We start from the raw sequence: 12,278 nt of genomic DNA, 5'->3' as shown, positions 1-12,278 counted from the left end.
GAATAACTCTAAAATTTTGAATTACCGCTCTTGATTACAATTAAAATATAACTCACACACTGTATGAAAATTATCTTTTATTTTCTTATCTTAAATCATAAAAACCTAATCTTTAATTTTTATTTTGATGCTAAGAAATTATGTATTCAGTATTATCAAATGCTTAGTTATTGTGCTTTTTATTTCCGGCTGCAAGGAAAAGAAATTGACGCTGGGTAAGGGCATCAGTTTTGAGAAGGAAGAAAATGTCCGTTATGGAAATAATCCCGAACAGGTCCTGGATCTTTATATACCTCATCAGGAAACATCGGAAAAGAAAGATGTTTTTCTTATCATCCATGGTGGAGGCTGGCGTGGTGGGAATAAAACTGAACTTACTTTTTTCACACTCTCGATGATGCAGAAATTTCCGGATCATATTTTTGCAAATATCAATTACAGGCTTGCAACAGCAACCAGTGCAGGGATACCAAACCAGACAGATGACATCGGGACTGCTATAAAATATTTAGAACAAAAGCTGAAGTACAATCCCAGATTTATCCTTCTTGGTAACAGCGCCGGCGCTCATTTATCAATGCTATATGCTTATCATTTTAATGCTCAAAAAAAGATAAAAGCTGTAGTAAATATTGTAGGACCTTCTGATTTGTCTGATCCCGGTTTTGAAAAATATCAGGATTACTCCTTTGTTAAAAACTATCTTATCGATCCCAAAGCCGTTCCAACAAAAATGTCTAAAACCCTTTTCGCAAGTCCGGTCAGCTGGATAGAATCTGCTTCAGCGCCTACCCTTTCGTATTACGGAAACAGAGATCAGATCATACCTTTATCTCAAAAAAGAATATTGGATTCTGTTTTGATCCGAAATAAAGTCATACACGAAACCTATGAGTTCGACGGCGGGCATCTGGATTGGGACAAAGCTCCTAATGATCTATTTTTAATCGATAAAATTGCTACATTCTTGAGGCAGTTGGACAAAAAATAAACGCTTTGAAAGTTTCAAAGCGCTTATTTATATTTTATTCAGATTTTGAAATCTCCGTTCTCTCTGAAATTCCATTGGCATTGAAAGCTTCAATCTGGAAATAGTAAGCATCCGTTCTATCGGCTCCGGTAAAGAAATATTCATTCTTTCCATACACCATTATGCTTCCGTATAATTTGTCAGGAGATTTCCCCCAGTAAATTACATATCCGTCAGCATCCTGATTCTGCTGCCATTTCACCCAGATACTTCTTCTTTCTCCATATTTTTTAGGATCAGCCCGTAAAGGAACAAATCCTTCCACTTTCTTTGGCTTTTCCCCCGCTCCTTTTCCAAAAACCCTGAAACCGCTCAATGCGAATTTTCCTGTAGGCATTTTCAGGTTTTCCATTTTAAGGAATCTTGCCTTTGCCGGTTTTTCAAGTTCTACATAATCGTGGGGAACATCTTTCGTATTTTTGCTTTTATCTACAACAACGTTCCATTTTTTACCGTCATTCGATCCGTAAATCTTGTACTGATGCATTTTGCCTAAAGTTTTACCCATAAATTCTGCATCCTGATCCGCATAGTTGATCTGAATCGCATTAATGGTAGAAACTTCACCAAGATCGGTCTGAAACCATTCTCCTGAATTCCCTGTTTTTGCACTCCAATACGTCTTGATATCTTCATCTACCGCCAGATTGGGTTGATAGCCTCCTAAAGTTGAGGAAACCTGCACGGGTTTATTGTAATTCAGCAGCATCCAGCCTGCAAAAAGGCCTTTTGAAAAATCTTTGCCCTGTGCATACTGCGGAAGGAAGGTTGGATAATCTCCATAAGCTGTATTGGTATACATCACATCATCTTTGTCAAAACCTGCAGGCCAGATCCCAAGTCTTCTTTCAAAATTATTTTTAGTGGAAATAAAAATGGTCGAAACATGCCACCAGTTCTTAAAATTATCTTCAAAAGTAGCGCCATGACCTGCTCCTCTAGCAAAGCCTCCCGGCTTGTAGGAAAAGGGATTGTGCTGCTGATACTCAAAACCTTCCAGAGGATTTTTGCTTACATATACTCCATCAGAATATCCGCTGAATTCAGTGGCAGGAGCACCGTATTGCATATAATACTTTCCATTGTGTTTGGTCATCCAGGCTCCTTCTACGAAAGGCTGGAGGAAAACATTATCATTATACTCCCCGAATCTTTCCCAACCATGGTCTTCAGGTTTTAATTTTATAATGGGTTTTGTAAAACCTTCAGACTGGAGCGTTTTAACCTTTACTTCGGTTCCAAGCAGTGGCCATTCGTTGCTGGATCCCCAGTACAGATAAAGTTTGTTTTTATCTTCATCATAATGGAACGCCGGATCCCACGCACCAACTTTTAAAGTGTCTACAGCAATTTTCCAGTCATCTTTCGTAGGATTGGTACTTTTCCAAATCGGAAAATCCTGTTCCCAGGTAGATCCGTACACATAGAGAGTATCTTTCATGGCCCAGACTGCCGGAGCATTCAGGTCATGGATATATTTATTGTCTCTCAGAAATTTTCTTTTCACAAATTTCCAGTCCAGCATATCGTCGCTATACCAATAGCCTTCCTGATTAGTGGAAAAAAGAAATAATTTATCTTTAAAATTGACAATTACTGGGTCCGCTGTTGCCCGGTGTTTCCCTTGTCTTGAGAAAACTTCGAACGGTGTATAACCATAATCGATATTAATTGGGTTACAGAATGTTTTCTGCTGGGCACCTACCCATATCCCGAACAGAACAGCGAATGTTAAAAAGTACTTCTGCATCTTCATAATTTTTGCTTAATGAACAAATTTAGGTAACTTTTTTGTCTTTTATCTCAGGTTGAATAAATAGAAACTGATCAAAAAAATTCCGGCTTTAAAACAAAGCCGGAAATAGAGTTTAAAATAGAGTTTTATATCTCTTACTTTTTCGGAAGAAAAACCTCAGCAAGCATACATCTTGCGCTTCCTCCCCCATTCACTTCGATGGTATTCAGATCTGAGTAAATGATCTCACAATATTTTTCTATAGCTGCAATCTGTTCAGGGGCCAGAGACTGATAAGCAGTCTGGCTCATCACCAGGAATTTCTGTCCATCTTTATTCTGAACCTGAAGCATATTTCCTGCAAACTGCTGCATCTGCTCTTCTGAAATTTCTATGATCTGTTTTCCTGAGTTTTTGATAGCTTCTATTACCTTTTCTCTTTCAAGTTCATCATCGATACAGTCCAGACAGATAACCACAAATTGGTCGGCTACACACATCATTACATTGGTATGGTAAATAGGAAGCCTTTCCGTTCCTACTGTTTGATAAGAATGGAAAACCACCGGTGCAAAACCATACTTACTACAAAATTCTCTGAATAATTTTTCATCCAGACGTAAAGAAACTGAACCATAGGCGATTTTATTATCGTGATCGAAAATCATACTTCCGGTTCCCTCCAGGAAATGACCCTGAGTTTCCGGGAAAGACCAGTCATCAATTTCAGATACTTCAAATCCTTGGTTTTTTATAGTTTCCAGGATGTCTTCCCTTCTTTCCACTCTTCTGTTTGAAGCGAACATCGGGTATAATACCACTTTTCCATCTTTATGGAAACTTACCCAGTTGTTTGGGAAAATAGAATCCGGTGTGTGTGGGTCCAATGTATCTTTTATGGTGATCACATTCACTCCTTTACTTCTCAGCTTTCCAACAAAAGTGTTGAATTCTGCCAAAGCTTTAGATTGAATATCAGAACCTTTCTGTTCAACCTGGAAATAATTGTTTTCCGCTGTTTCAGCGTTGTAACCGAATGCAATCGGCTCTATCATTAATACGGTATCTGTTGTTTGCATTGTCTGAGTTTTTTGAGTTGAAGAGTCAGAGAGTATTAGTGTTTATGAGTTTTCTTCACGCTTATTTTCCGGAGAAAATGAACACCAGCTTTCAGACTGATTCATCATATTGACTAACATCCCTATTATTTGATTGTATTGATTATTTAGATTATTAAATTGTTCTTCATTAATATAATTATAAGCTAAGGCAAATTGAAGCCAGGTTTGAGTTTCTCTAGCCTCTCCTTCTGAATCTGTAAGTTTAGCAATAAAAGATTTTTCATATTTTCTTTTTCCCCAGGCTTCACTTATATTAGCTGACACTGATCTTGATGATCTCCTGATTTGATCTGTAAGGGAGTAGAGCTCTTCTTTAGGAAAGGATTTTGAGAGTGTATAAATCTGCATTGCTATCTCAAAAGATTGTTGAAAAACTTTTAAATCCTGGTGAAACTTAACTGTCAGCATAATTATAATTTATTTTAATTAAATGTAAAACAAAAAATACTCCCACACTCCTACTCTAAAACCCTTTTACTCCCTCACGAGTGGCATTGTAGAACATCTCAACAATCCGCCCATTTTTGAAATTTCTCTGTAAGGGATTTCTTCTACAGTCATTCCCCACTCGTTTCTCAGGTGGTTATTCATTCTTGTGAATGTTTTATCTGATACTACGACCTCCGGGGAAATGGAAAAAATATTCGGGAACATTTCAAACATTTCCTCATCATTGATGTGAAAACAGTTCTCTTCACCGAAAATATCAATGATCAGGCGATAATCGCTTTCATCAACAAAACCGTTTTTATAAATAAGACATTTATCTTTTCCTACCGGATTGAATGTGCAATCAAGATGTAATATCCCTTCAAACGGAATTTTATCGTTTTTCTTAAGCTCAAGATCGATGATTCTTTTCTTCGGAAAGTATTCTTTTAAAATTTCAATAGCGTATTCGTTGGTCCTTGCTGTTTTATAGTTTCTGTAGTCTTCGCTGAAGCAGGTTCCTATAAAAAGAAAATCGTCCCAAACGATCACGTCTCCACCTTCGATGTGTGCGGTTTCCGGAAGGTTGATGATTTTTCTCCAGGCTACTTTTTCAAATACTTTTTTGTAAGCCTCCTGCTCGTCTGCTCTGTCTGCGATCACGTTTGAGATGATCATTTTATCATCGATCACAAAGGCTACGTCTCTTGAAAACACCTGGTTGTAATCTTTGATAATGCTTGGGCGAAGTACTTCTACATCATATTTCTTCAGCACTGCTTCAAAGGCGTTCATTTCGTTGATGATATCCTCTTCTACCGGATACATATTGTGTTCGATTGAGTAATATGACTTGGCGTCATAGCTTTCCTCAAGTGTGGGAATGGGTCCCATTGAATTAGGCTGGCCTAAAACTACCGATTTTAGCCTGCCCGTTTCATTTTTAATATTTAGTCTCATAAAGATTTATGCAATACTACAAATATAAGTAAAGGTCTCTATCTGGAAAACTTTTGAATTGTTTTATCTATCAAATTTGCTTTTTATCCGCTTAAACATTCAAGCAATACAATCTATTTTATGCCTAAATTTCATTTTAAATCCAACAACAACATTATATTTTAACTCCAAATCATCTACAACTGACTATTTTTCATCTACATAAGTAATAGAAAATTATAAATCATATAAAATAAATTCCTAACTTAGTGATATAATTCAATGGAATTATACAATTAAAATTTACTTATTAACATCAAAAAATCAAAATCATGAACAAGAAAAATCCAGTGCTGAAAAACGCACAAAAATTAGGAAGAAACGAGCAAAAATTAATCACAGGAGGAGGGATAAACAGACCTAGATACTGCTGTGAATGGAATGACGATGGAAGCTGCAGAATCTGGACCTGTGGAAACTGCGTTTGTCCTTAGCCCAATTAAAAACCTGCTTTTGATAAGCAGGTTTTATTTTTTTTTAACGGGCTCTGTTTTCTTCTTCTGTTTTTTGAAGCTCTTTGGTCTGGTATTTTGAACTTCCAAAGCTATAACCTATTGACAAAATCAGACGACTGCTGTCCCACCAATGAACCAAACGGTTGTCCATGATCTGTTTATGCCTGAATTCTAATTGTTGATTATAAGAATCAAAAATATTGTTATACCCAATCTTTGTATTCAGTGTATTGTCAAACCATGATTTTTGAATTGACAGATCTACAGTGTATCTCGGTTTTATAATGTACAGACTATTTCCGGTTTTAGATTCGTAGTTGGCAAAGATATTAACGGTATATACTTTTGGTAAAGAGAAAACCTGATTTACTCTTACTTCATAATTATAGACCTTTAAAGCAAAAACTTCATCGAGGTACGGTCTATATTCATCATTATAATATCCTGCAAGCTGAGTAGTAACATTCCACCATTTTGTCAACTTTACAGGAAAGCTGGTTTCTATAGAAGCAAATTTCCGGTAAGGAAGATTGGCTCCAAGATATTCCAGTACATTGGTTTCCGGATTGTAAATGGGGTAACGCGTCATGGCATCTTTTTCTTTTCCCGCAGTAAAGCTTGTAACCCAACTCTTATAACGATAAGTAAGTTTGATCTGACTGGTAAAAGATGGCTGCAGATAGGGATTTCCTATCCAATAATTGAGAGGGCTGTAATAAACCCTGAATGGATTAAGCTGCGAAAATACAGGCCTTGTTATTTTTCTGCTGTATGAAAGCGACAGCTCATTAGATTTATTAAAAATATAGGATGTACTGAGAGACGGTAGCCATTCCAGGTAATTTCTTGACACTACGGAATCTTTAGTAACAGCATCTGAAGTGCTGTGGGTATTCTCAAATCTTAATCCGGCATTCACCTGAAGTTTCCCAAAATTTTGCCTGTACGAGAGATAGCCTGCCCATATTTTTTCTTTATATGAAAACATATTGCTTCGCTCGGGATCAACTACAAAATGGTCATTTACAGACAGCGTATCATATCGAATATTATTATTCGTATCAGAACTGCTATACTTTATTCCAGCTTCAATATCTGCGCTCTCTATTTTTTGAGAAACATCAATCTGGGCGGTTTGGATAGCAATATCATTACGCATGTCAGATTTCCAGTAAGATAAAAGCTGAGTCGTGGATCTGTCTCTATTGATAAAATCATCTTTCTGCCTATTTTTAACGGTAAGATAATTTCCTAAAAAATTGAGTTTAAATCCTTTATTTTGAAATGAATAATCAGAGGTAAGACCATAGTTTTCCTGGGAATAATCTATCGGATTTTCACTTTCCGTATTAAAGATCTCTTGCGAACCATATTGATTGGTTGTATAAAGGGAACCTGAGCGGGTTCGTTCACTTCTTCTGAAGTTCCCTCTTACATTCATGCCTACCCTATTTTTATCATTAATCCTGAAATCGGCTCCTAGCTGAATACCGGATACTTTCCCTTCATCTTCCTGATTTGTGCTTGTCCGCATCACATTGGTATTCGCCAGTCTCTGTAATGCATTGTACCGATAGGTTGAAATCCCGTTATTATAATTTGCCTGCAGGCTATACGCTGTTTTTTTAGAATTATAATAAATATTTAAAGCGTTTTCCCGGTAACTAAATTTATTGACATAAGTATTTCCATTGTAATTTCCTTTCCAGCCAAGGTTACCATTCCTTTTCAGTTTAATATCGATAATTCCTTTAAATTCGGCATCATATTTTGAAGATGGATTGCCATTTACTTCAATAGACTCTACCATTTCAGGAGACAGTGACTGAAGATAAGCCTGTAGTTCCTGGGCGCTCATGACAATTGGTTTTCCATCAATAAAAACTGCAGGAGTAATTCTTCCACCAAGAAAAATAGTGCCTTCCTGATCTATAGATACGCCAGGTGTCTTCCTTAAAACTTCCAGAAGATTAGCGGATGTTTTAAAATCTTTATTTCCGGAAACACTCATCACTATATTTCCTTCATTCAGTTTTATGCTTCTGGCTGCTCCCCGAATTACTACTTCGGAAATATTCTGTGATGCAGGTTTCAAATGAATTAATGAAAGTTGCTCTGCCGCTTCAAATTCTTTCGTTTCATAATCTTTTTTCTGAATGATAAAGTAAGAGTTGGGAGCTAAATGATGAAGCTGAAAAGATCCTAAAGAATCTGTATAAACTTTTTGAATGATTCTTTGATCTGATTTATTTAATACTGAAATTTCGGCAAGAAAAATTTCTTTTTTCGTCTCCGAATTCAATATTCTTCCTTTTACCGTTTGCTGAGCTTTGCCTGAAAACGCAAGAAATAACATCAACAGGAAAATCCATAGTTTGATATTCATAAATTTAAAATTTTATGAAACCAAAAGTATCCGGTTGTCAAAAAAATAAGGTTTTGAAGTTTAAATTCCGCAGTGCGAAATTATAATTCTGAACTCTGAAACCTGGTCTCGGAAAGAATTTGAGACTGTTTGTACAAAAGAGGAGTTGTGTTTTTTATTTTTTTGAATGTGGAAAAGAATGTAGATTTGGAGTTAAACCCAACCTCATAACCAATCTCTTCAATCTTCAGGAAAGAACCGTTTTCTATTTTTTCGCAAGCTTCGTTGATCCTGTATTCATTGATATAGGTTGAAAAGCTTTTACCCAGATTGTCATTCAGCAGTTGGGAAAGCTGGTGGGCAGATATATTCATTTTAGTGGCCAGATCACTTAATTTCAGGTTTGGGTTTTTGTATAATTCTTCGGCATTCATCAGTCGTTCAAGTTTTGAAACAAAACTATCTGCCAGTTCTTCTGAAATTCTTTTATTGGTATATTTTGGAGCTTGCTTCACATATTCCCGATCATTCTTTTTACTGAATATAATTAAAAAATTAGCATACAATACAAATGAAAACACAAGACTTCCACCAGCGCAGTAAATTTGGACCCAACCTGTAGAAATTAACTGATATGTCAGGAAAATAATCACATTGCTAGCGAGTACCGGAAGAATAAATTTATTAAAATGGTTAGTCGTCTTCTTTGAAAGAATATAATACTGATATACAGAAAGCAAAACATATACTGACCAAACGGTATAAATAAGGGTTCCGAAATATTTGTCCCAAGAAACCGGAAAGAATAAATACAGTACACCTATCACAGCAAGAAACAGTGTTAACACCCCGAAAGAAATTCTGCATTGTTTTAAATCAAACTCTTCCTGCAAAAATGATGATCTGATGTAATAATATAAAGCGGGACCTGTAAAAAACAGTGCTGCCATTCCGAAATGGGGAATAATTCTCGGCAAGTCCGGATAGAAATAAATACAAACGGAAATCCCAACTCTGATGCTTAACGTCAATAAAATTAAACCTAGGAAGAAATCCGGAAGGTATTTGAGCTTTTTGACAAACAGAAGATAAATCCCGAGCAGCAACCCATTAAAGGCTCCTACCGCGCTGAAGAAAAATAACATCTGCTGTCCGAAAGTCATTGTATTTATTTTTTAATAAAGAATTATTATTGGGTTGTAGCTAAAACTTATTGAAAGGTAACAGCTTATGAGGGTAAATTTAATAAAATTATCAATCCCATTCTCATAAAAATAAAAAAATCCCAAAGTAAGCTTTGGGATTTTAATTATGATAAAAACAGTGATTATCTGTTTGTAATATCGATATAATCTCTTTTCTGAGCACCTTGGTAAACCTGTCTTGGTCTTCCGATAGGGTCTCCTTTTATTCTCATTTCTTTCCACTGAGAAATCCATCCCGGAAGTCTTCCTAGCGCAAACATTACAGTAAACATTTCTGTAGGAATTCCTAACGCTCTGTAGATAATACCTGAATAGAAATCTACGTTTGGATATAGTTTTCTTTCGATGAAGTATTCATCTTCAAGAGCTACTTTTTCTAACTGCATTGCAATATCAAGTGCTTTATCCTGAATTCCCAATGCGGCAAGGATGTCGTCTGCTGCTTTTTTAATGATCTTCGCTCTTGGGTCAAAGTTTTTGTACACTCGGTGTCCAAAGCCCATTAGACGGAAGCTGTCATTTTTATCTTTTGCTTTCGCTACCCATTTATTAACGTCTCCTCCATCTTTATCGATCAATTCAAGCATTTCAATCACCGCCTGGTTAGCACCTCCGTGAAGAGGACCCCAAAGTGCGGAAACACCAGCAGAAATAGAAGCGAAAAGACCTGTGTGAGCAGAACCTACCATTCTTACAGTAGAAGTAGAACAGTTTTGTTCGTGGTCTGCATGAAGGATTAATAGTTTATCAAGAGCATCTACCACTACAGGATTCATTTCAAATTCTTCATTTGGTAGTCTGAATGCCATTTTGTAGAAGTTCTCTACATAGCTCAGGCTGTTGTCACCGTGGTTAAGCGGAAGCCCCTGAGTTTTTCTGTAAGTCCATGCACACAGATGAGAGAATTTAGCAATCATCAGTTCTGCAGCATGATCCATTTCTTCTTTAGAGTTTACATTAACTGCTTTCGGGTTGAAAGCTGTCAAAGCGGAAGTTAAAGAAGATAAAACTCCCATAGGATGAGCAGAACGAGGAAAAACATCAATGATCTTTTTCATTTCGTCTGCTATAAAGTTATATTTTTTAATATTGTTGTTAAAAGAAGTAAACTGATCCTGAGTAGGTAGGTCACCATGAAGTAAAAGGTACATTACTTCTGAAAAGTTAGATTTCTCAGCAATCTGTTCGATTGGATAACCTCTGTAGAATAACTCCCCCTGGTCTCCGTCTAAGTATGTGATGTCGCTAATGGTAGCTCCGGTGTTCTTGTACCCTAAATCCAGAGTGATCAAACCTGTCTGGTCTCTTAATTTTGAAATATCAATCCCTCTGTCTCCGATAGTACTATCCACGATTGGATATTCATATGAATTACCGTCGTAATTCAATATTACTTTGTTGTCTGACATTTATTTATTTTTTTCTAAATATACTACTTATTACAAAATACGGCAAACAAAAATTATCGTTTGCCGTCATTTATAAATTCAATTATCTTTTAATTTTAAATGCTTCTAAGCCTGGGAAAATTGCAGTATCACCTAATGCTTCTTCGATTCTCAAAAGCTGGTTATACTTCGCCATTCTGTCTGATCTTGAAGCAGATCCTGTCTTGATCTGTCCACAGTTCATCGCTACTGCTAAGTCTGCAATCGTTGAATCTTCCGTTTCTCCTGATCTGTGAGACATTACTGAAGTGAATTTGTTATTCTGAGCCATTTGTACCGCATCCATTGTTTCAGAAAGGGAACCGATCTGGTTTACTTTTACAAGGATTGAATTGGCAATTCCTTCTTTTACCCCTCTTGATAATCTTTCTACATTGGTTACGAATAAATCGTCACCTACAAGCTGTACTCTGTCACCGATTTTATCAGTAAGCATTTTCCAACCTTCCCAGTCATTTTCCTGCATACCGTCTTCAATAGAAATGATTGGATATTTAGCAGCCAATTCAGCAAGGTAAGAAACCTGCTCGCTGCTTGTAAACTGAGCTGCATCCGGAGTCTGGAATTTTCTGTAATCGTAAATTCCGTCTTTATAAAATTCTGAAGCTGCACAGTCAAGAGCTAACATGATATCGTCACCAGGCTTATAACCTGCTTTTTCGATAGCCTGAAGCAAGGTATCCAAAGCATCCTCAGTTCCTTTGAAAGTTGGCGCAAAACCTCCTTCGTCACCTACAGCCGTAGAAAGACCTCTTGAATGAAGAATAGCTTTCAGATTGTGGAAAATTTCAGTTCCTTTTCTCAATGAATCAGAGAAAGATTCTGCTTTTACCGGCATTACCATAAATTCCTGGAATGCAATAGGCGCATCAGAGTGAGATCCTCCATTGATTACATTCATCATGGGAACAGGAAGTGTGTTTGCATTTACACCTCCTACATATTTATATAAAGGAATTCTTAATTCAGCAGCAGCAGCTTTTGCCACAGCTAAAGAAACTCCTAAAATTGCATTGGCACCAAGGTTTCCTTTGTTGGCAGTTCCATCAAGATCAATCATGATCTGGTCGATAAAGTTCTGCTCAAAAACCGGCTGCCCGATTAAGTTTTCTGCAATTACTTCTTTTACATTTTCAACAGCTTTCCTAACCCCTTTTCCCATGTATTCTGAACCACCGTCACGTAATTCCACTGCTTCATGTTCACCTGTAGATGCTCCTGAAGGTACAGCAGCACGTCCCATGGCCCCGCTTTCCGTAAATACATCTACTTCAATGGTAGGATTACCTCTGGAATCCAAAATTTGTCTTGCTTCTATGAAAGAAATTGCACTCATATTGTTTAGTTTTAAACCATCCGCAAATGCTTCAGGTTGTTTTATTAATAATTATACTTGAACACAAATTTAATGAAAAAACTCACCTGATGAAAAAAGTGAGCTTTAATATTTGGTAATAATTCAAAAATTCTCCAATCTTATTGATCGGAGAA

Annotated in this window: 10 protein-coding genes; 2 read left to right on the top strand and 8 right to left on the bottom strand. The window is 36.6% G+C overall.

Annotated elements, in window-relative coordinates; all coding sequences use genetic code 11:
- Nucleotides 1–127: 127 nt before the first annotated feature.
- Complete coding sequence (locus QF044_RS20710; RefSeq protein WP_307271504.1) at nucleotides 128–991, top strand: alpha/beta hydrolase; 864 nt, start codon at nucleotides 128–130, stop codon at nucleotides 989–991.
- Nucleotides 992–1,025: 34 nt separating this feature from the next.
- On the opposite strand, the gene QF044_RS20705 is transcribed toward QF044_RS20710, so the two are convergent.
- The 4 genes from QF044_RS20705 to QF044_RS20690 form a co-directional block, all read right to left on the bottom strand.
- The gene (locus QF044_RS20705) at nucleotides 1,026–2,780 is read right to left on the bottom strand and encodes a discoidin domain-containing protein (RefSeq protein ID WP_307271501.1); all 1,755 of its coding nucleotides are present in this window, start codon (nucleotides 2,778–2,780) and stop codon (nucleotides 1,026–1,028) included.
- Nucleotides 2,781–2,920: 140 nt separating this feature from the next.
- Nucleotides 2,921–3,844, bottom strand: a complete 924-nt coding sequence (gene ctlX, locus QF044_RS20700) for a citrulline utilization hydrolase CtlX (protein WP_307271499.1) — start codon at nucleotides 3,842–3,844, stop codon at nucleotides 2,921–2,923.
- Between the two features lie 42 nt (nucleotides 3,845–3,886).
- Nucleotides 3,887–4,294, bottom strand: coding sequence for a four helix bundle protein (locus QF044_RS20695; protein WP_307271495.1), 408 nt, complete (start codon nucleotides 4,292–4,294; stop codon nucleotides 3,887–3,889).
- Nucleotides 4,295–4,360: 66 nt separating this feature from the next.
- On the bottom strand, nucleotides 4,361–5,275 hold the full coding sequence (locus QF044_RS20690) for a dimethylarginine dimethylaminohydrolase family protein (RefSeq protein ID WP_307271490.1): 915 nt from the start codon (nucleotides 5,273–5,275) through the stop codon (nucleotides 4,361–4,363).
- Nucleotides 5,276–5,586: 311 nt separating this feature from the next.
- On the opposite strand from QF044_RS20690, the gene QF044_RS20685 reads away from it, so the two are divergent.
- Nucleotides 5,587–5,748: a hypothetical protein gene (locus QF044_RS20685; protein WP_157859407.1), complete on the top strand. Its 162-nt coding sequence runs from the start codon at nucleotides 5,587–5,589 to the stop codon at nucleotides 5,746–5,748.
- Between the two features lie 43 nt (nucleotides 5,749–5,791).
- Here the strand turns inward: QF044_RS20685 and QF044_RS20680 are convergent, their stop codons facing one another.
- The 4 genes from QF044_RS20680 to eno all read right to left on the bottom strand — a co-directional run bounded on the left by QF044_RS20680 (nucleotide 5,792) and on the right by eno (nucleotide 12,123).
- On the bottom strand, nucleotides 5,792–8,155 hold the full coding sequence (locus QF044_RS20680; protein ID WP_307271485.1) for a TonB-dependent receptor domain-containing protein: 2,364 nt from the start codon (nucleotides 8,153–8,155) through the stop codon (nucleotides 5,792–5,794).
- 80 nt (nucleotides 8,156–8,235) lie between these two features.
- Nucleotides 8,236–9,297, bottom strand: a complete 1,062-nt coding sequence (locus tag QF044_RS20675) for an AraC family transcriptional regulator (RefSeq protein WP_307271482.1) — start codon at nucleotides 9,295–9,297, stop codon at nucleotides 8,236–8,238.
- 164 nt (nucleotides 9,298–9,461) lie between these two features.
- A complete protein-coding gene (locus tag QF044_RS20670) occupies nucleotides 9,462–10,748 on the bottom strand; it encodes a citrate synthase (RefSeq protein WP_307271479.1) in 1,287 nt (428 codons plus the stop codon).
- 82 nt (nucleotides 10,749–10,830) lie between these two features.
- On the bottom strand, nucleotides 10,831–12,123 hold the full coding sequence (gene eno, locus QF044_RS20665; protein WP_307271476.1) for a phosphopyruvate hydratase: 1,293 nt from the start codon (nucleotides 12,121–12,123) through the stop codon (nucleotides 10,831–10,833).
- Between the last annotated feature and the right edge of the window lie 155 nt (nucleotides 12,124–12,278).

The sequence above is a fragment of the Chryseobacterium sp. W4I1 genome (assembly GCF_030816115.1).
Taxonomy (GTDB): Bacteria; Bacteroidota; Bacteroidia; order Flavobacteriales; family Weeksellaceae; genus Chryseobacterium.
Note: the sequence above shows the minus strand (reverse complement) of the source record. Positions and strands in the feature narration are given on the sequence as shown.

Bases quoted from the DNA above. Each gene is read 5' to 3' on its own strand.
- QF044_RS20695 (WP_307271495.1), bottom strand. From the start codon at position 4,294: ATGCTGACAGTTAAGTTTCACCAGGATTTAAAAGTTTTTCAACAATCT.
- QF044_RS20680 (WP_307271485.1), bottom strand. From the start codon at position 8,155: ATGAATATCAAACTATGGATTTTCCTGTTGATGTTATTTCTTGCGTTT.
- QF044_RS20685 (WP_157859407.1), top strand. From the start codon at position 5,587: ATGAACAAGAAAAATCCAGTGCTGAAAAACGCACAAAAATTAGGAAGA.
- QF044_RS20690 (WP_307271490.1), bottom strand. From the start codon at position 5,275: ATGAGACTAAATATTAAAAATGAAACGGGCAGGCTAAAATCGGTAGTT.
- ctlX (WP_307271499.1), bottom strand. From the start codon at position 3,844: ATGCAAACAACAGATACCGTATTAATGATAGAGCCGATTGCATTCGGT.
- QF044_RS20675 (WP_307271482.1), bottom strand. From the start codon at position 9,297: ATGACTTTCGGACAGCAGATGTTATTTTTCTTCAGCGCGGTAGGAGCC.
- QF044_RS20710 (WP_307271504.1), top strand. From the start codon at position 128: ATGCTAAGAAATTATGTATTCAGTATTATCAAATGCTTAGTTATTGTG.
- QF044_RS20705 (WP_307271501.1), bottom strand. From the start codon at position 2,780: ATGCAGAAGTACTTTTTAACATTCGCTGTTCTGTTCGGGATATGGGTA.
- QF044_RS20670 (WP_307271479.1), bottom strand. From the start codon at position 10,748: ATGTCAGACAACAAAGTAATATTGAATTACGACGGTAATTCATATGAA.
- eno (WP_307271476.1), bottom strand. From the start codon at position 12,123: ATGAGTGCAATTTCTTTCATAGAAGCAAGACAAATTTTGGATTCCAGA.